This is a genomic window from Bacillus sp. FSL M8-0063, assembly GCF_038005545.1.
GTDB classification, from domain to species: domain Bacteria; phylum Bacillota; class Bacilli; order Bacillales; family Bacillaceae_G; genus Bacillus_A; species Bacillus_A wiedmannii.
In genome coordinates this window covers 1,601,073-1,620,442 of sequence record NZ_JBBOTJ010000001.1, presented here as the reverse complement: position 1 = coordinate 1,620,442, position 19,370 = coordinate 1,601,073, and the positions used below count along the sequence as shown (strand labels likewise).

The following is a 19,370-nucleotide window of genomic DNA, read 5'->3' as shown; positions in this document are numbered from 1 at the left end:
TTATTTGTTCTTACTTGACTTGACTAAAATAACAAGTAAAATTATCCATATTAGCTTTTAAGCTTTATTAATTTAGAAGGTGAGTTGGAATTATGACTCTTCACATTCGTGAAGTAACAGAAAAAAATTGGCGTTCAGTAGCTGCTTTAAACGTTGCAAAAGACCAGCAGCAATTTATTGAAAGCAATGCGTTTTCTCTAGCAGAATCATTATTTGAAGGAAACGGAACGTCAGTAGGTTTATATGATGGAGAAACACTTGTAGGGTATGCAATGTATGGATGGTATTTGGAAAAACGCAAAAGCGTATGGTTAGATCGATTTATGATTGACCAACAATATCAAGGAAAAGGATATGCAAAACGTTTCCTTCGCATACTCATTCAATTCTTACAAGATAAATATGAATGTAAAATAATTTATTTAAGTTTACATCCAGACAACAAACTCGCAATGGGGTTATACGAGTCATTTGGTTTCCGTTTAAATGGTGATATTGATGACGATGGTCCAGTTGTAGGTGTTGTAATGGAGTTACTATTAGATGAACATACAAGCCTGTGAAAACAGGCTTTTTATTATCCTTCGTTTTTTGCAATCTAGCATTTTTCTACAAAATACTTAGTTAAGTCAAAAAAATAAGCCTGCAATATATGCAGACTTATTTCACACACTCCCCGAAATGTTCTTGGAACCATTCCTTATTAATATCTTTTCCGATAAACACAACTTCACTTACTCGTTCTTCGCCCTCTTGCCACTCTCTATCATATGATGCAGCAAACAGTGTATGCACACCTTGGAAAACGATACGTTTATCTACTCCATCAATCGATAAAATTCCTTTGTAGCGATATAAATACTCCCCTAGCTCTTGAACGACAGCTGACATCCACTCATTTAGTTTTTGTAAATCTAACGGTCGCTCTTCGCGTAGTACAAACGACTTTACCCCTTCTAGATGATTATGCTCTTTATGAGGATAAATTTGTAACGTATCTTTCGTTTTAAACGTTTGAATTTGTAGTAACGATGGAATATCTACATCACAGTTAGTCGCCTCGATTAACTCTGCAGTTGGGTTAATACCTTGCAGTTCCTGCAATAGATTTTCCTTTTCACTTTCATCCACTAAATCTAATTTATTTACTAAAACGACATCAGCAAATGCAATTTGTTCCTTTGCTTCTAGTCCTTTTTCAAAATGTTTATGTATATGGTAACTATCTACTACTGTTACAACGCCGTTAATTTGGTATGCAGATTGAATCACAGGATCTAAAAAGAATGTTTGAATAATCGGACCTGGATTTGCAAGACCAGTCGTTTCAATTACTAATCCATCAAATTCCATTTTACCTTCTGCTTTTACGTCCAGTAATTGTTTTAAAGCGACTAGTAAATCTTCACGTACAGTACAACATAAACATCCATTCGTCATCTCCATAATCTCTTCTTCGACATTCATAATTAACTGATTATCAATACCAATTTGCCCTATTTCATTTACTATCACTGCTAATTTATGACCGTGATTTTCTGATAAAATGCGATTTAATAATGTCGTTTTCCCTGATCCAAGAAAACCAGTTAATATCGTTACTGGAATCATTTCGTACATCTCCTTATAGCTATATGTTTTTACATTATAGCATATAGGGAAAATCGTTTTTGTAGCAAAACATATTTATTGTATGTACGACACTGTAACTATATAATAATATGTAGCAAGAAAGCCTTTTCAAAAAATGATTCATTCATCAAGGAGGTACTTATAATGGAACGAGTTCAAATGGCCGAAACACTAGAATTTTCTCGTATTATTCAAGGTTTTTGGCGTTTAGCAGAATGGAATATGACAAAGCAAGAGTTACTCTCTTTTATGGAAGCTTGTATGGATATGGGAATTACTACTTTCGATCATGCTGATATTTATGGCGGATATACGTGTGAAGGATTATTTGGAGAAGCATTACAACTCAAGCCTTCCTTACGCGAAGACATGCAAATTATCACAAAATGTGGAATCGCTCCCCCATCACCAAAATTTCCAGAGCGATATGTTGCGCACTACAATACGAGTACTGAACATATAATAAAAAGCGCGGAAGACTCATTACGAAACTTACATACTGATTATATTGATGTACTGCTCATTCATCGCCCTGATCCATTTATGGATCCAAATGAAGTAGCAGAAGCGTTCTCACGCTTAAAGCAAGAAGGAAAAGTCCGTCACTTCGGTGTATCTAACTTTTTACCTTCACAGTTTAATATGTTAAGTTCTTATTTAGATTTCCCGCTCATTACAAATCAAATTGAAGTATCTGCGATGCAGCTTGAACATTTCGAAAAAGGGACAATTGATTTATGCCAAGAAAAGCGAATCAATCCTATGATTTGGTCGCCTCTTGCTGGCGGAGAAATCTTTACTGGTCAATCAGAACGTGCCGTACGTTTACGTGAAACGTTACAAAAGGTTGCTACTGAACTAGATGTTACTAGCATCGATACAGTTATGTATGCATGGCTGCTTGCTCATCCAGCTAACATGATGCCAATCGTTGGATCTGGTAAATTAGACCGTGTTAAAACAGCCGCTCTTGCTACAAAAGTTAATTTAGATCGTCAACAATGGTTTACAATTTTCGAAAGCTCTAATGGACATCCTGTACCATAATACACAAAAAGAAGAGCTGTTTCTTTACAGCTCTTCTTTTTCATATGTATTTCTAGTCATGGCAAATACACACATATCCCTTAATCCATTTCCATCTACCGCTACACTCGCACTTTCCAATGTGCCTTCTAACTTAAAGCCTAATTTCTCAGGTATCGCTCTACTCTTCTTATTTAAAGAATCGCATCGAATTTCTACGCGGTTTGCTTTCAATTCAGTGAAAGCAAACTCCATTATACCTTTTGCAGCCTCTAGCATATAACCCTTTCCACTAAACCTTGAATCAATCCAATACCCAATTTCAAATTGAGGTATATCCCAATTAATGCGATGCAATCCAGCTGATGCAATAAATTCACCTGTTTCTTTCGAAAAAACTAGTAATCTTAAATCCTCACGTTGCAAAAATTGAATATGCGATTTTCTAATACTCATCTCTACTTCTTCCTCTGTTTGCTCTTTCTGTGCAAAAACCATCCATGGTTTTAATTCTTTCATAGAAGCTTGAATTGCATCGTATACAGCTTTACCGTCACCCGGTTTCGGCATTCGAATAAATAGCCTATCAGTATAAAATTCAGAAGGAAAATCGAATAATAACGGATTCACTTTCAACACTCCTTTTAATGCTTTTATATATAATAATATCCATCTCAAACCATACAGTAAAGAAATTTCTGAATTTTACACATTTTAACCATTTACCTCTACCGCTACACGAACTCCAGATTCAATTGCACCTTGTATCCATCCGTGATATAACGTTGTATGATCACCTGCAAAGTATAATCTCCCCTCTGGTTTTATAATCGCTGGTTGTAGCTCAGATTCTTGCCCTGCCTGAAATAGCGCAAACCCTCCAAGTGCATATGGATCCAATGTCCAACTTTTTGATATGCCAGACATGAACTCATCATATACTTGACCGCCTAATATTGTCGCTAAATTTTGTAATGTGTAATAAATACGATCACCTTTTGATAACCCATCCCATAACAACGCATCATAAGACCATGTATAGCTGCCTAACATCATAGCAGGTCCTTTTTCTCCAATTCCGTGACTTGGATAATAGGCGTAACGAATTGGTAAATCCGTTATAATCCTGCCACCTAACTGTCCTTGTTCTTCCCAAAATCGACTTTTAAATTGAATTCCTATTTTTGTCGCTGGCATATAATGCAATTCACGAATTGCTTTCCATTTTTCATGAGATATAGAATCAAATGGATCTACTTCCACAAAGCGCATTGTCGAAAATGGAATTGTAATAATAACTAAATCCCCTGTAATACTACTATACTCAAAAGTTTCCTCGTTTCGATAGAAAGCTGTCACACCGTTATTGTGTTGATGTAGCTTCATTAATTTTTGATTATATATAATATTTTCTTCTAATTGTGGTAAGAAAGACTTTGGTAATCTATCATTCCCGCCTACTATTTCACAAAATCCACTCTCCTCCTGCATAATGTATAAAAAGCGTAGTGTCTCAACAAATGACCTTTCCAAAAAACCTTCTAAATCTAATAGAACACCGATCATCTCAATTGTTACTGGCGAGAAATACGTATTATATTGATAAGGATGATACTTTAAAAATTGTCCTGTAGAGTATCTCCCAAAATCCTTTACTACAACATCCCAATTTTTCTCTGGGTTCTTTTTTATAAAATTTATAATGGGCTGTACCGCTAGCAATAATAGCTCCTCAGACGTTTTTCCGACCTCATTCATTTCTACAGGATACTTTAATATACTTGGATCTTTTTCGTATTGTTTTAATGTCGTTTTCCGGCCATTTACGAAAATGATATCCGTCTCATTCCTATTAATAAACGGGCTCACCTGTAGCCCAAATTTTCTTATATATGCCATCGTTAATGTGTGCGAATACGGAATTCTCATTGCCCCAACATCTAAATATAATCCGGTATCTTCCATTCTAACCGTCTCTATGCGGCCACCTACCCGGTTGTTTGCTTCAAAAATCTTCACATCATGTCCTGCAGCCTTTAATAAAGATGCCGAAACCAACCCAGCCATACCGGCCCCTACTACTATAATTTGTTTCGAACGTGTCGTCTTCTTTAACCCTTGATTTATCACTTTCAACACTTCATCCATCTCAATGTTATACATTATATCTTTCTGCACAATTCCACCCCTTACTTCATAAAATGGGCATTAGTGGTTTAGTGCATTTTATTCATAAATTCCTATAAACATAACAACATAGCAAGTGGAATATTCACTAAAAGTACATAAGAGGTAGCTTTCACATCTCTTCACGCTTCGTATAATATAGCAACAGCAAAGAAGGAGTGGTTGAAAATGAAACAAACTTACGACTACCACGCTACAAAGAAATATTTAGAAGGAAAGAAACACCAACTATGCAACAAACTTAGTTGTAAGCATCTATCTAAAAAAGAGCGTGAACAACTAAAACTTGAGATTGATAACTACGAATATATTTTAAATTTAGTTGAAATGAATCATTATGAACGAGGATTTTCTCGTTAAAAGTAAATATAGAATTTATCCACTTTATATTTTGAGCATTTTATTACGCATTTTTCGTAAGTAAATATATAATAGGATGTACATTAAGATTGAGAGGTATATTCTATGATCAAATTAAGTGTATTAGACCAATCACCTATTTCAGATGGAAGTACAGCAGCCCAAGCTTTTTCACATACAGTTACGCTTGCACAAGAAGTTGAAAAACTCGGATATACACGCTTTTGGGTATCGGAGCATCACAACTCTGTCAGCCTTGCTGGTTCAAGTCCTGAAATACTTATTTCTCATATTGCAGCAAAAACAGATCGTATGAGAGTGGGTTCAGGTGGTGTTATGTTGCCGCACTATAGCCCATATAAAGTTGCTGAGAATTTCCGCGTTTTAGAAGCGCTTTATCCAAATCGTATTGACCTTGGTGTCGGCAGAGCACCTGGTGGTATGCCAATTGCAACTCGCGCACTTCAAGAAGGGAAAATGGTCTCACTTGATCAATATCCAGAACAAATTGCCGATGTGGCAATGTACTTACATGATCAAGTACCAGAAAACCATCATTATGCAAATTTAAAGGCTACTCCTGTAATTACAACATCTCCTGAGATGTGGATGCTCGGTTCTAGCGGAGAGAGTGCAATGATTGCTGCAAAACAAGGTGCTTCTTTTGTATTCGCACAGTTCATTAACGGATACGGTGGCCCTGAAGTAATGGAAGCTTATCAGGAACAATTCCAACCTTCCTATTTAGGAGATAAACCAAAATCAATCGTCGCTATTTTTGTTATTTGCGGAGAAACAAATGAAGAGGCTGAAAAAATCGCTTCTAGTTTAGATTTATCAATCTTATTACTAGAACAAGGAAAGCGTACAACTGGTACTCCTTCTATTGAAACTGCACAAAATTATTCATACAGCGCTTATGATTTATTCCGTATAAAAGAAAATCGTCAACGTATGATCGTCGGTGATCCATCTTCTGTGAAAGAAAAAATCGTAAACTTAAGCAAAGCGTACAATACTGAAGAATTTATGATTGTCACAATTACCCATCGATTTGAAGATAAATTGAATTCCTATCGCTTACTAGCAAATGCTTTTCATTTATAATGATAAAAGGGAGATACATCAATTACGATGCATCTCCCTTTCTTACTACTTCTTGTTTTCATTTTCTATATATTCAATAGCCTCTTTTAATAACTCATCAAAATGATTAGGGTAATCATGATTTAAGTTAGGTACAACTTTATACTTATGTTCAATGTTCCTATCTTTTAATAATTGTACAAATTGCTGCGTACATTCGAAACAATCTTCATCTTGTTCCCCACACACTATATATCCCTTTATATTTTTATCTTGTAGCACTCCTAACAACTCATTCCATTCTTCAATCTCTGGAAGCCACGGCGCCACAAAAATAAAACCATCTACATCTATATCTTTTTGTAAAATCGTATACAAAGCTACTCTTGCACCAGCAGAAAAACCACCAATTATTACACTTTCTACTGTATGATTTTCTTTAAAATTAACGTAATGCTCTTTTAATTCTTCTTTCCCTCTATGTATATCATCCCAAACAAACCCATCTGAAAACTGAATTTGCGAAGACTGTGGTAAAGCTAACGTATAGTCTTGTGTCAAAACAGTTTTCCAATATGGTTCTATTATTTCTATATTTTCTTGATCTCCGTGCATTGCAATAAATAGTTTTTCTTTTTTCTTACCATCTATAAATTTCACGTCTGCTCGTTCTGTTTTCTTTGCTAATTCTTCTCTCTCTTTACATAATTGAACCATTTTATGAAACTCTTCAAATTTATGTAGTGATTTTAAATCGTCGTCGGTAATTAAATATTCATTTCCGTACCAAAATCCATTGTCTATAATAGCTTCCTTCATTAACTGTAACGCTTCTTCTTCAAGCCCCGCTGCACTCGCTAGTGCATATTTGAAATTATATATTTGCGCCTCATTCCCCACTATGCCTTTCGCATGCTCCATTATATAAGTGTATGCTTCCAAACTTCCTTTATTTGCGTAACAATGTAACGTTTCATTTAATAATTGAATGTAAGTCATACTATTTTTCATACACCCATTCCCCCGTAATCTTTTATAATATTTAGTTCTCAAACCTTTATACCATTCTGTAATCACTGTATATAACTCAAGCTAACAATACTTAATCATTACTCCCCTTCGTCCAATAAGTTTAGTATAAAATTGAATAGACTGAAAAATCAATATTTTTATAAACAAAAAAAGACAACAATATATTTATTGTTGTTTTCAATACATCTACCCACTCTTTTGTTTTTTTCTGTCTGGTTTACTTGAAACTAAATAATGTTTTTCTGAAATATATAAATCTCTTTTTAATATACGATTTAAATACGGTCCTAATTTCATCCCGCATATAAGACGCTCTTCACTACCTTCAACAATTGGAAACATTTCTTTTTCTGTTACGTACTGATCTACTGCTTTTTGTACGATATCAATTTCTTTAACTAGGTTTAGGTTTTCTTCTGTATGTTCAAATACCTCAAGCGTTTCCTTCGTAATAAGAAAACTATTTGTTGGAAATGCAAGTAAATACGGCTTTAACAAATCATAATTTACTGTATAATTATCATTTACTAATACTGTATAAACAATATTAGCATTCTTTTCTAGAAACTTAGCCATCGCTTGTTCTAATTCATCTTTCGTAATTTCACGCTCTTCTTTTCCAGTTCTGAAAAAGCGAAACATCGCATCGCCTCCTTTTTACTATATTATAGCATAAAAGAAAACTGAAAAATTACAAAAAAAGCCATTGAAAGAATTTTTCAATGCCTTTTTTCTTTATATACTTATATTTATTTTAAGAACGCACTTAGCATCCATACATGTTGTTCTAATGTTGTATGAATCGCTAACAACATGTCCGCTGATGTTTCATCGCCAGCTTCACCAGCAACTTCCATACCTTCTTTTAATTCTTGAATAAGTGCAGAATAATCATTCACTAATGTTTGCACCATTTCTTCTGCAGATTCCTTGCTTGTCCCTTCATTCACACTAGATGTTACAAGATATTCTTTCATTGTCGCTAGCGGTTTACCTTCCAACGCTAAAATACGTTCTGCTAATTCATCAATATTTGTTCCAGCTTCATTGTAAAACTCTTCAAATTTTTCATGTAACGTAAAGAAGTGTGGTCCTGTCACATACCAGTGATAATTATGTAGTTTCACATATAACACATTCCAGTTTGCTACCTGCTTGTTTAATACTTCAACAACATTTGTTTTCGTACTCATACAATCCACTCCTCTTATCATTTCATAATGTTTATCTTTTAATAACCTAGTTACATGTTACCATACATTTCCTATCCTTTCGAACGATTGGCTCATATGTAACAAAGTTTTAACACCTTTAATACTTCCCTAATATCTTTTAATTCATGTATGTTTTCAAACACTTCATACGTCTAATTGTCCAAGCTCATACATATGCATAATAGTAAATCAAGCTCATCGTAGTAGAAAGAGGGATAACATGGACAATCAACAATGGCAAGTGGCAAAGAAAGTCGCTGCTACTTATATTGGAACAGTCGTTGGAGCTGGATTTGCTACTGGACGAGAAATTGTTGAATTTTTCACAGTGAACGGATTATATGGAACAATTGGCATATGTGTAAGTGGATTTTTTTTTATTTGGCTTGGCACAAAGATGATGTTACTTTCATCACAAATTGGTGCATTTTCAGCGCAAGAATTTAACAAATATTTATTTGGGGATGTATTTGGCAATGTTGTAAACACACTATTATTACTCGTATTATTTGGTGTAACGAGCGTTATGTTATCAGGAGCGGGGGCGGTATTTGAAGAGCAACTTCGTTTACCAAGACAACTTGGTATTTTCATTATATTGATCGCCTGTCTCATTATAGGTAGTCGCGGGTTACAAGGGGTTTTTGAAGTTAATACACTTGTCGTACCTATTATGATGATTTTTATTATCGGACTTGCTATTACAACTTTTTTTCACGGTACAACTTCTATTAGTGACACTATTCCTGCAGAAAGCTGGAATATGAAGTGGATTACTAGTCCTATTACATATGTCGCCTTAAATCTTTCTCTCGCCCAAAGCGTTCTCGTCCCGTTAGCCAGTGAAGTAAAAGATCGAAAGGCCATTTTATGGGGCGGTATTTTAGGCGGTGCAGGACTTTCTTTAATTTTATTATGTAGCCATTTAGCTATCTTATCAGTCGATCAATTTTATCAATATAATATCCCAATGGCTGAAGTCATAAGAAAATTCAATGCAACTTTTCACTTTTTCTTTGTTCTTATCATTTTCGGTGAAGTGTTCACAACTTTAGTTGGTAATGTGTTCGGAATGACAAAACAAATGCAATCCATCACCGGATGGAAAAGTAACAATATTATTTTCTTCATTTTACTAATTAGTTATTGCTTTAGTTACATTGGTTACAGTGAATTACTCCACATTCTATACCCTATAATCGGGTGGGTCAGCATCATTTTACTGCCAATTATTGCTTTTAAACAACTTCAAAAAACATAAAAGAAGCATCCATGTTATTGGATGCTTCTTTTATGTTCATTCACAATCATCGCATACTTCCCAGTACGGCCCCATTTCGAGTGCTAAATATGGCTTTAATTGCAAGCGAATCATCCGACTAGGCATACGTTCTAAAACGAATTGAATCCCTTCTTCATCTTCGTCTAATTCAACTTTTGCAATCGCAATTCTTTGCATAATAGAAATAGGCATTCCATCTTTATATAAAGTGATTTTCACCTCATCATATTCATTAAAATACACTTCAACACTCATTTGATTTTTCAACATTTCATCAACAATTTCATATTTATCATTTCGTTCCTGGATTATATATTTCCAGCCGCCTCTACCTTCTTCTTTCGGAGCTGCTTGAAATAATGTCATCAAATCCTCGTATAGCATAAGATAACCCCTCTCTTACTAAAAAACGATGAGTATTTTATATACCCTTTATCTCTATCACTTTCCATATGTATTGTACCATATATCGCCGTTTTTACCGTATTCATTTGCTTCATAGATGCATATAAAATACCTGATTCTCTTCATTGCGGTGTGAGTTATCTCCTATTTCATTTCTTAATACTCTTCTATAGCTTTCAAATAATATCACACTTAAGCAAATCCACTTTTTGTCCATCCTCCACTTATTATTTGCTTGCAACAACAAAAAAGAAGAGTGACTTATATCACTCTCCTTAAAAGAATTTCCCAGTAGCTGCTAACGCTAATACTAGTATTAAAATTGTAAATAATAATGATACAATGAAACTAAAAATAGGTAATGCTTTCTTTTCATTCTTCTTAAAGAGTAATTTTAAACTAAGAAAGATGTTTACTGGTACAAATATAAAATAAAAATATTTAACAATTTGCACCGAACTATTCGAAAGTGTTTTTAAAATAAACACTTCAATTAGAAAAACAATAAAAAATGAAATACTTAACCAAAATGAGACATAACTAAGCCAAGAATGTCTTTTGGTCCCCCAGTACACTCCCATATTAATAATCTCCTTTATTTGCATTCTATATGATTATAATTATACATAAAGTTAACAAATACCTCTATTTTTCGACAAATATTATACATGATATACCTTTAAACATCATAAAAATACTCTCTATCCCATTTCATGTTACATAATAAAAACAGACTACTCCAAAATCGCATACTGCTATTTTGGAGTAGTCTGTCCTCTGTTACACTTTAAATCTTTCAATTAATCCTTGTAACTCTTCAGCCATTTGAGATAATGTACCCGCCGCAGAACTAATCTCCTCAATGGACGCTAGTTGTTCTTCTGCTGATGCTGCAACGTTTTGGGTACTCGTCGCATTATTCTGTGCTGTCATTGCAATTTGACCTACTGAAATAGACACTTCATTTGCACCTTTCGACATCCCATTAGCCGTTTCAACCATCGTTTTAATTTGATCTGCAATTTCATTTGTAGATTGTAAAATCTCAGTAAAGTTTTGCTTCGTTTCATTCGCAATAACAAGTCCAGATTGAACTTCTTCATTTACATGACCCATAGATTTTACCGTCTTACTCATGTCATCTTGTATTTCACATATTAATTTACTAATCTCACTAGAAGATTCGCTAGACTTCTCCGCCAATTTACGTACTTCATCTGCAACAATTGCAAATCCTCTTCCATGCTCTCCTGCTCTTGCAGCTTCAATTGCCGCATTCAAAGCTAGAAGATTTGTTTGATCTGCAATATTTTGAATGACTTCTAGTATGTCACCAATTTGTTTTGATTTATTATTTAGCAACTGTATAACTTCATCTGATTGTGAAACAGATTCTGCAATAGACTGCATTTGATTTACTGTTTTTCCGACTAGTTTTCCACCATCTTCTGCTTTTTCACGAGTATGAGCAGAAGCCGTACTAATTGATGATGAACTATTTGCTACATGCTGAATTCCTTCTGTTACATCAAATAGTAACATTGCACCATTTTCTACACTTGTCGTTTGCGTAGTTGCCCCACTCGATATTTCATCCATTGCCATTGTAATTTGCTCAGTCGCTTCACTCGCTTGTCTTACACTTGCCGTTAGCTCTTCTGATGCTGCTGCAACATGCCCGGCCGAAGTATTAATTCTTCCAATTAACGTTCGCAATGCATCTGTCATCTCATTAAATCCTTTTGCAAGTTGGCCAATTTCATCATTAGAATGAATTTCGATTGTTTGCGTTAAATCTCCCTCACTTATTTCTTTAGAAGTAATAACTAATCTCTTTAATGGCTTCGTTATAGAAAGTGTCACAAAATAAATAAGTGACCCACCTATAACTAATGAAATGAACATAACGATTAACATATTGTAAAATACAGGCTGCGCAGCTTCAATTACTTCATTTGAGTACATCGTCCCACCGATTTTCCAACCTGTTTTTACATTTGTAGCAAATACCATTTGTTTTTCGCTGCCATCATACATATATGAAAAAGCGCCATGATTATCTTCATAAATTTTCTTCGCCCAAGAATCAGCTGCTTTTCCCCCTGATTTTTCTTGAGGATGTGCAATTATTTTTTGTTGCCCATCTAAAATGAAAGCATATCCCTTTTTACCAATATTGATTAACTTTGTTGTTTTTAATAAATTCTCTAAACTTAAATCTACCGCTACAACACCGTTTTTATCTTCTACTTGTTTTGCAATCGTTACGACAATATGTCCATTCCCCTTCGCTTTGTAGGGCTCAGTAATTACAATACCACCTTGTTTTGCCACTGCATCTTTATACCAAGAACGTTCTGTTGGATCATAGTCTGCTGCCATTTGTATATTTGGTTCTTGCACAAATTTCTTATCATTCCCAGCAACGTATACTTGTTCAATATCTTTATTCAAATTGATATATTGAGATAACATCTTTCTTAATTCTTCTTGATTATCCCCTTGATACATATTACCTTGAATCACCCGTGCAAAGTTATTCACATCATTAAATTTCGCCTCAATCATTTGATTGATTAAATTATCTAATATTTTTATATTGTCGTGAGCACTGCTCGTAATTTGTGATTCAAAATTCTTTTTAGCTGTTTGATAAGACATACCTCCAATAATAGAGACAGCCGCAATTAAAATGATAAAAAACGAAATTAGTAGTTTTTTTGCTACTTTCATATCACGAAACCAATTTAATAGTCTACCCATTACAAACCTCCTGCTTTTCAATTTCAAAAGTTAAATCTAGCGAGTTCTAAACATTTCCCATCCCTAAATTATTATTTTCATAATCTATTACGATGAATACTTTGTAAAGTTTAAACAATTAAATTCCCTTTGTCTATATATTTGAATAATATTATTATAAAATTTACAAATACAAAAAAAAGCCAAAGGGAACCACCCTTTGGCTTTTTACATTTTTTTATGCTGTTTAGAAATCTTTTTCCACTTATCACGCTCTGCTCTTGCAAGAACAGCATCTTGTTTTCTCATAAAATACGCCAGTTCTTTTTGTAATTTTTTATAGCTTTGCAAACGATTTATCGTAACAATTCCGTTATCAATTGCATGATGCACTGCGCATCCTGGCTCATTTTCATGCTTACAGTCCCTAAAACGGCACGTTTTTGCTAATTTTTCAATATCAGAAAATGTTGTTTGAATTGCATCGCTACCTTCCCAAAGCTGCAGTTCCCTCATACCCGGAGTATCAATAACTAAACTACCACTCGGTAATCGGAACAATTCACGATGAGTTGTCGTATGCCTTCCTTTACTATCTTCCTCACGAATATCTCCCATTTTTGCTACTTCAATTCCTATAAGTGCATTTAGCAAAGTCGATTTTCCAACCCCCGATGATCCGACTAGAGCAATTGTTTTCCCAGAAGAAACAAATTGCTGCAACGATTCAATACCAGTATGCTCTAAACTATCAACGACGAAAATCGGAACACCAATTGCCACAGCTTCCGTTTCAACAATTTTCTGTTCCACGTCTTCACATAAGCTACTCTTTGTTAAAACAATAACAGGCATTGCACCACTTTCATACGCTAATAGTAAATAACGTTCTATTCTTCTTACGTTAAAATCATGGTTAAGTGCATTTACTAAAAATAGATAATCTACATTTGCTGCTATTACTTGTTCTTCCGTTCGATTACCAGCCTCTTGTCTAGAAAAAGAGCTTCTTCTTTGAAAAATACGATGAATAATTGCTTTCTTTTCATTCTCTATTTTCTTTATATACACCCAATCACCAACCGCTGGATAATCTCCCTTCGTTACTACTTCATGCCGAAACTTTCCAGACAGCTCTGCCATATATTCACCATCATTACAAATAATTCGATATATATGTTTATGCTCAAGTAAAATACGCCCTACTTCAAAGTTCTCTACAGCTTGTTCTTCAAAAAAAGAATCCCAGCCGAATGATTCTAAAATATTTTGATTCAAATTGATATCCTCCCTAGTTTAAGCTAAGCGGAAGGATCGTGCGCTCACTTATACAGTCTCGCCCTTTCCATCCACCTTTGTATTTGGTTTATTATTCATATACGTTATTTTCGCCATAATACATCACTCCGTTCTCATTTTAATTACTCTCATTATATGGAATATCCATTTAAAAAGCTACCTTATTTAACACAATTTTCAAATATTTTATTTTTCATCATTCTAATTTGTCCACAGTGACTAACCTCATCTTCTAGCACATGAAACCACAGATAGTGCTGGTTATACGCTACACCGTTAGGCCACTTTCCTTCTGACATAAGCCATTCATCATCTTGTTCATTCAAATACTTCAGAGATTCTTCTCGAACACTTTGTAGAAGTTGTACATAATACTGTATTTCATGACTACGGATTATTCTCCCCGCTTTCCCTAAATATAGTGCGTCTTCCCATATTTCTAATTCTTCTTTTGTAAAGTCGCGCTCTTGAAATGAAATAAGTTGATGGGCTTTTTCTATAGCTGCTATATGCTTTAGTAACGCTCCGATGGAATTCCCTCCACTCGTCATAATGAAATCTAATTGCTCAACAGATAGATCGTTTATTTCCTGTAATGTTACAGCCCTCGTATGCTCCAGCATCCTTACTAATTCCCCTATATTTTTTGTATAACCATCTACACTTCTTATTCGATAATTTATATTCATATTAAGGAATAACCGCTTCATATAATAGACTGAAAAATATCAGATTTTTCTGTTATAATTAAATTGAATACGTAATAAACCCAAACAAACTTTCTCAATATGCTTCTATGAAATATTAAAAGGAATCAATATAAAAGAATCGAATCTTATTCACTAAAAGGAGTGGATTCGATGGAAATGTATCAATGGCTAACTGCTGTTCTCGTTGGTGGCATTACTGGTTTCGTTTCCCATCTTATCAATAACCAAGGCAAGTTATTGCTTCCACGCCGTTTGAAAACTTTTTTTCACTTTGGGTTTTTGACTGATATTTTCACTGGTAGCTTAGCTGCACTTCTTGGACTCGTTCTATTCGATGTCACCTTAATAAAAGAAATTATAAAAGTATCCATTGTGACTGCTATTTCCGGTCAGACTTTCTTACTGCACCAAGCGCTTGGTGGTGAGCAGGCTAAAAATACACAAATTGGGAAAGCTGATGAGAAGATTCAAGAAATTGACAAATTATTACGACGTTAGTCTATACTTTCTTTAAAAATTATTGCTATAATAAACAATAAATATTTTCTATTGCGTCGTTTGTCAGAAGAAAGGGTGTTTCGTATGACAAAAAAGAAAATAGAAGATTTCTTAACAAACACTGAAAAAGAGGAACTGCTAGAAAACTATAAATGTTTACGAGAAGCCCGCACAAAAAGCGAAGCTAATTATTTTGGTGAAGCAGTAGACCATCTATTAAATAAAGCAAAACAACGAATTATTAAAGATGCAGGCATACATGATGAAAATGCAGCAACAGTTCAATCAAAGAGAAAAGCACTGTTTTAGTTACATTAACTAAAACAGTGCTTTTTATTTAGAATTTTTTCTTCTTGCCATGCTATATAATATTAGCCCGTGCAAACCATTTTAATAATAGGTTTATTAAATCGCTTCTTTTAAATCTGAATGCGGATTTGGTCCGTATTGATTGTCATTTTCTTCACTTTCAATGATAAAAAATACAAGTAAAACAATGCTACCAAACGGTACAAAATTTAATAGTTGCCACCATCCTGTTTTCCCAATATCATGCAATCGTCGTGCACCAACCGAAAAACTTGGTATAATCATTACTAACATAAATAGCAACGCAATAATAGCAACTAACACCTCTGAAAATGATGAGAAAAATACCAATAACCAAAAAATTACGATATTCGATAAACTAAAAGTCCAGTACTCTTTTCGCGTAGCTCTACCACTAAAATTCCCATAATCCTTTAGAGCTTTCAAATACCATTGCATTTAAATCTCTCCCTTTTATCCCCAATAAAATTAAAACATGTAATTATTAACAGATAAGTAGAAATATAACACAGCATTTATGTAAAATCCATATCCTCATCTAAATTACCCTCTATTTAAATAGTTTTTTTTTCAGCATTTTTCACATTACTTTCACATCTATTTCACAAATATAAGTAGTCCTATATGTTAAACTACATATATCCTTTTCCAAGGAACTATATGCCGATATATAAATCCCTATCTTTGTAGGGATTTTTTATTTTTGAAGTCCTCATAACATTGTTACAATACATTTCTTCTACTATTTCTATACTTTTAGTAACCACTGTAATTAAAAGCACATTCATGTATTCACACTCTGATTAATTCTGATTTGCGAAATATTTATACAGGCTTTATGATGCAATTCCTGTTTCACTATCTTCATTAAGCTTTTCACTTTTTCTAAACAAAAATAAAGCTCCTATATATAGTAACGCAGTAAAACTACCTATAAGTATAAAATTGTGAGATGCTGCAAATAGCAGTCCTGCTATTGCCGCTCCAATCATTTGACCAATATACATAGAAGCATTAGCAAGCGCGGCTCCTGTTCCTCTTGCTACACTAGACAGGTTTTGTAAGTGCCTCATCATCAATACAAACAAAATTCCTGTCACAAAAAATAAAACAAAGAATAATAGCTCCACAAATATAATGTTCTTTACATGAGGAAGTACTACATATAGCACTGCTGTAAATATAATTCCACCATAGAAAGAAAGGTTATAACCAATTTTATTTACAATTCTTGGGCCAAAAATATTCCCTGTTAAATTTCCTAACCCTAATACAAGCATAGCTGTTCCTATTTCATGAACTTGTAAACCAAATTGAATGGAAAGCCATACACCGAAAAATGAAAATGCAGCAAAATTACCAGTTTGAAAAACAAAATATGCAAAATAAGAAAGTGAAACCTTTGAATCTGTAAGTAATTGTTTATAGCGCTTTAAGATGTTTGTTTTACTTCCACCTATATAAACCGGTTGTATTTCTGGTAATACTACATAGATAAGAACGACAAGTAGTGCTGATAATATACCGATGATGAAGAATGGTATTGTGTAGTGTATCATTGCCAAATACGATCCAACTGGCAGCCCTAAAATTTGAGAGATTGCTAACCCTGCTGTTGCAATTCCAATTGCCTTTACAATTTGCTCCTTCTCTATAAGGAGCGGAATAGATGCCCACACTTGTGGAGATACAAAGGCTGCACTTACACCTGCTAAAAATCTAAATGCTAGCATCCATAGAAAACTCGGTGCCATTCCACATAAAAACGTACTTAACGCAAAAAAACTCATTCCTATTACCATCACTTTTTTTCTATTTAAGCCATCTGATATAGGACCAGCAATAAGCGCAAATCCAGCGTATCCTAAAGCATATGAACTCACCATCCATCCTGATAGCTCAGTTGAAACATGATACACCTGTTGTAATGTCGGTAAAAGTGGCGAAATTAAGAAAGTATCTGTACCTATCATAAACATTATCATAAAGAATACAGCTAGTACTCTTTTCATTTAAACCTTCTCCTTTTATATAAAGTGAAACTTTAATCAGTGGGGGTTTTATTCATCCCCCACTGATTATTAGTTGAACCAATCGGGCTTTTACGGGCAGTTGATCCCCCACCTAACTTCTTTGCTTCCGCTAAATTTTGAGGTGGGTGTCTTACTGCCCGTTAATGCGGGATAAAAAGAGGGAAGTACCCCTCTTCTCAACTAATCTTCTAAAATAGATGCAATTTCTTTCATAACCTTCTCATTCAATGAAACTTCCACCGCTCTTACACTTTCTCTTATTTGCTCCGCCCGTTTCCCACCAGGTATAACAGTATCAATTCCTTTTTTGTTTAATAGCCACGCTAAAGCTAAATGCGATACTTCGACACTCTCTTCTCTAGCTACGCCTTTTAACTTCTCAACTTTTTTAAAGTTACTCTTATATGTATTTTCTTCAAATAAACTTACACTTTGACGCCAATCTCCTTCATTCAATTTAAAATCTTCTGTATATTTACCACCTAATATCCCAAAAGCAAGAGGCCCGTATGGAATAAATGAAATACCTGATTCTATACAATACGGCAAAAGTTCTTCCCCAACAGCACGATCCAACATATTATACGGTGCTTGTACAACATCTATCTGTCCATGCTGATTCGCTTCTTTTAATTGCTCTACGTTTACGTTAGATATTCCAATTGCACGAAGTTTTCCTTCTTCTTTTAGACGAGCAAGCTCTCCAATTGAATCTATGTAACTTGTTTCTGGATTTGTAAAATGTAAATAATATAAATCAATATAATCAGTTTGTAATCTTCTTAAGCTATTTTCCACAGCATTTCTTAAATAGCTTCGTTCATTATTAATATAAACCTCTCCATTTAATAACGGCTGTATTCCGCCTTTTGTAGCAAGTACAAATTCTTGGCGTCTTCCTTTCAATACTTCTCCTACTAATTCCTCTGATCTACCGAAACCATATGAATCTGCTGTATCAAAAAATGTAATCCCTTGCTGGATAGCTTCTTCTATTAATCGTTTTCCTTCCTCCTCATTCACATCAGCATATAAATTATGTCCCCCTACAGCGTTTGTTCCTAACCCCAACTTCGAAATATGTAGTCCTGCCTTTTGCAATTTGGTATATTTCATTTTTTCTCCCCCTATATTTCTATTGTTCTATTATATTCGAACAATAGAAATATACCACTTTATATGTTATAGTGCAAACTATATTAACTTATACAAGCAGGTGAAAAAATGCGTACTCTCTATCATCCAAATCGAGAAGAAATTCAATTCTCTTCTGTTTTATACGCACTTAGCGATCAAATTCGTTTACAAATTGTAACGATGCTATTAGAGAAAAATGAACAATCTTGTGGTGCGTTAAACATTCCAATTGCGAAATCAACTTTATCTCACCATTTCAAGGTTTTACGTGAATCCGGTGTTATGTATACACGCATTGAAGGAACACAGCGTTTCATTTCAATTCGTGAAGATGACTTACATGCTAGATTTCCCGGTTTATTAGACGTCGTATTACATGCGACAGAACCATACTAAA

General features: G+C 34.3%; 22 protein-coding genes and 2 pseudogenes. 8 read left to right on the top strand and 16 right to left on the bottom strand.

Annotated elements, in window-relative coordinates; all coding sequences use genetic code 11:
• Positions 1-92 precede the first annotated feature (92 nt).
• Positions 93-563: a GNAT family N-acetyltransferase gene (locus MKX31_RS08170; RefSeq protein ID WP_064474190.1), complete on the top strand. Its 471-nt coding sequence runs from the start codon at positions 93-95 to the stop codon at positions 561-563.
• 97 nt (positions 564-660) lie between these two features.
• Here the strand turns inward: MKX31_RS08170 and MKX31_RS08165 are convergent, their stop codons facing one another.
• A complete protein-coding gene (locus tag MKX31_RS08165) occupies positions 661-1,611 on the bottom strand; it encodes a CobW family GTP-binding protein (protein WP_064474191.1) in 951 nt (316 codons plus the stop codon).
• A gap of 165 nt (positions 1,612-1,776) precedes the next feature.
• Here MKX31_RS08165 and MKX31_RS08160 point away from each other — a divergent pair, with 165 nt between their 5' ends.
• Positions 1,777-2,679 carry an aldo/keto reductase gene (locus MKX31_RS08160; protein WP_064474192.1) on the top strand — a complete coding sequence of 301 codons (903 nt, stop codon included), beginning with the start codon at positions 1,777-1,779 and terminating at the stop codon, positions 2,677-2,679.
• A 24-nt stretch (positions 2,680-2,703) separates the two neighbouring features.
• Here the strand turns inward: MKX31_RS08160 and MKX31_RS08155 are convergent, their stop codons facing one another.
• Both MKX31_RS08155 and MKX31_RS08150 read right to left on the bottom strand, forming a co-directional pair.
• The gene (locus tag MKX31_RS08155; protein ID WP_064474193.1) at positions 2,704-3,288 is read right to left on the bottom strand and encodes a GNAT family N-acetyltransferase; all 585 of its coding nucleotides are present in this window, start codon (positions 3,286-3,288) and stop codon (positions 2,704-2,706) included.
• Positions 3,289-3,372: 84 nt separating this feature from the next.
• Positions 3,373-4,836: a flavin monoamine oxidase family protein gene (locus MKX31_RS08150; protein ID WP_064474194.1), complete on the bottom strand. Its 1,464-nt coding sequence runs from the start codon at positions 4,834-4,836 to the stop codon at positions 3,373-3,375.
• A 177-nt stretch (positions 4,837-5,013) separates the two neighbouring features.
• Between MKX31_RS08150 and MKX31_RS08145 the strand changes: the two genes are divergently transcribed.
• Both MKX31_RS08145 and MKX31_RS08140 read left to right on the top strand, forming a co-directional pair.
• The gene (locus MKX31_RS08145; RefSeq protein WP_064474195.1) at positions 5,014-5,205 is read left to right on the top strand and encodes a DUF3896 family protein; all 192 of its coding nucleotides are present in this window, start codon (positions 5,014-5,016) and stop codon (positions 5,203-5,205) included.
• A 105-nt stretch (positions 5,206-5,310) separates the two neighbouring features.
• Positions 5,311-6,312 carry an LLM class flavin-dependent oxidoreductase gene (locus MKX31_RS08140; RefSeq protein WP_064474196.1) on the top strand — a complete coding sequence of 334 codons (1,002 nt, stop codon included), beginning with the start codon at positions 5,311-5,313 and terminating at the stop codon, positions 6,310-6,312.
• 45 nt (positions 6,313-6,357) lie between these two features.
• Here the strand turns inward: MKX31_RS08140 and MKX31_RS08135 are convergent, their stop codons facing one another.
• The 3 genes from MKX31_RS08135 to MKX31_RS08125 all read right to left on the bottom strand — a co-directional run bounded on the left by MKX31_RS08135 (position 6,358) and on the right by MKX31_RS08125 (position 8,516).
• Positions 6,358-7,302: an alpha/beta hydrolase gene (locus MKX31_RS08135; RefSeq protein WP_064474197.1), complete on the bottom strand. Its 945-nt coding sequence runs from the start codon at positions 7,300-7,302 to the stop codon at positions 6,358-6,360.
• 207 nt (positions 7,303-7,509) lie between these two features.
• Positions 7,510-7,965, bottom strand: coding sequence for a DUF3939 domain-containing protein (locus MKX31_RS08130; protein WP_064474198.1), 456 nt, complete (start codon positions 7,963-7,965; stop codon positions 7,510-7,512).
• A gap of 107 nt (positions 7,966-8,072) precedes the next feature.
• Positions 8,073-8,516: a Dps family protein gene (locus MKX31_RS08125; protein ID WP_064474199.1), complete on the bottom strand. Its 444-nt coding sequence runs from the start codon at positions 8,514-8,516 to the stop codon at positions 8,073-8,075.
• Positions 8,517-8,757: 241 nt separating this feature from the next.
• On the opposite strand from MKX31_RS08125, the gene MKX31_RS08120 reads away from it, so the two are divergent.
• Positions 8,758-9,798: a YkvI family membrane protein gene (locus MKX31_RS08120; protein WP_064474200.1), complete on the top strand. Its 1,041-nt coding sequence runs from the start codon at positions 8,758-8,760 to the stop codon at positions 9,796-9,798.
• A gap of 36 nt (positions 9,799-9,834) precedes the next feature.
• On the opposite strand, the gene MKX31_RS08115 is transcribed toward MKX31_RS08120, so the two are convergent.
• The 6 genes and pseudogenes from MKX31_RS08115 to MKX31_RS08095 all read right to left on the bottom strand — a co-directional run bounded on the left by MKX31_RS08115 (position 9,835) and on the right by MKX31_RS08095 (position 14,954).
• Positions 9,835-10,203 (bottom strand): DUF3979 family protein, encoded by a 369-nt coding sequence (locus tag MKX31_RS08115; RefSeq protein ID WP_064474201.1) that lies wholly within the window; start codon positions 10,201-10,203, stop codon positions 9,835-9,837.
• Positions 10,204-10,499: 296 nt separating this feature from the next.
• The gene (locus MKX31_RS08110) at positions 10,500-10,805 is read right to left on the bottom strand and encodes a hypothetical protein (RefSeq protein WP_064474202.1); all 306 of its coding nucleotides are present in this window, start codon (positions 10,803-10,805) and stop codon (positions 10,500-10,502) included.
• A 199-nt stretch (positions 10,806-11,004) separates the two neighbouring features.
• Positions 11,005-11,823: a methyl-accepting chemotaxis protein gene (locus MKX31_RS29235; protein WP_420707519.1), complete on the bottom strand. Its 819-nt coding sequence runs from the start codon at positions 11,821-11,823 to the stop codon at positions 11,005-11,007.
• Between the two features lie 123 nt (positions 11,824-11,946).
• Positions 11,947-12,885 (bottom strand): annotated as a pseudogene (locus MKX31_RS29230) (HAMP domain-containing protein); the annotation flags it as partial.
• A 309-nt stretch (positions 12,886-13,194) separates the two neighbouring features.
• Positions 13,195-14,244: a ribosome small subunit-dependent GTPase A gene (gene rsgA / locus MKX31_RS08100; protein WP_064474204.1), complete on the bottom strand. Its 1,050-nt coding sequence runs from the start codon at positions 14,242-14,244 to the stop codon at positions 13,195-13,197.
• Positions 14,245-14,426: 182 nt separating this feature from the next.
• Positions 14,427-14,954, bottom strand: coding sequence for a DinB family protein (locus tag MKX31_RS08095; RefSeq protein ID WP_064474205.1), 528 nt, complete (start codon positions 14,952-14,954; stop codon positions 14,427-14,429).
• Positions 14,955-15,125: 171 nt separating this feature from the next.
• Here MKX31_RS08095 and MKX31_RS08090 point away from each other — a divergent pair, with 171 nt between their 5' ends.
• Together MKX31_RS08090 and MKX31_RS08085 are read left to right on the top strand one after the other, a co-directional pair.
• Positions 15,126-15,473: a DUF4257 domain-containing protein gene (locus MKX31_RS08090; RefSeq protein WP_000426320.1), complete on the top strand. Its 348-nt coding sequence runs from the start codon at positions 15,126-15,128 to the stop codon at positions 15,471-15,473.
• Positions 15,474-15,557: 84 nt separating this feature from the next.
• Complete coding sequence (locus tag MKX31_RS08085) at positions 15,558-15,782, top strand: hypothetical protein (RefSeq protein WP_000162604.1); 225 nt, start codon at positions 15,558-15,560, stop codon at positions 15,780-15,782.
• A 96-nt stretch (positions 15,783-15,878) separates the two neighbouring features.
• Here MKX31_RS08085 and MKX31_RS08080 read toward each other — a convergent pair whose 3' ends face one another.
• From MKX31_RS08080 to MKX31_RS08065, 4 genes and pseudogenes are all read right to left on the bottom strand, one after another.
• Complete coding sequence (locus MKX31_RS08080; protein WP_064474206.1) at positions 15,879-16,241, bottom strand: DUF805 domain-containing protein; 363 nt, start codon at positions 16,239-16,241, stop codon at positions 15,879-15,881.
• A 142-nt stretch (positions 16,242-16,383) separates the two neighbouring features.
• Positions 16,384-16,591, bottom strand: a pseudogene (locus MKX31_RS08075) (hypothetical protein).
• A gap of 48 nt (positions 16,592-16,639) precedes the next feature.
• Positions 16,640-17,815, bottom strand: coding sequence for an MFS transporter (locus tag MKX31_RS08070; protein WP_064474207.1), 1,176 nt, complete (start codon positions 17,813-17,815; stop codon positions 16,640-16,642).
• Between the two features lie 201 nt (positions 17,816-18,016).
• The gene (locus MKX31_RS08065) at positions 18,017-18,952 is read right to left on the bottom strand and encodes an aldo/keto reductase (RefSeq protein WP_064474208.1); all 936 of its coding nucleotides are present in this window, start codon (positions 18,950-18,952) and stop codon (positions 18,017-18,019) included.
• A gap of 108 nt (positions 18,953-19,060) precedes the next feature.
• Between MKX31_RS08065 and MKX31_RS08060 the strand changes: the two genes are divergently transcribed.
• On the top strand, positions 19,061-19,369 hold the full coding sequence (locus MKX31_RS08060) for an ArsR/SmtB family transcription factor (protein WP_064474209.1): 309 nt from the start codon (positions 19,061-19,063) through the stop codon (positions 19,367-19,369).
• Position 19,370 lies beyond the last annotated feature (1 nt).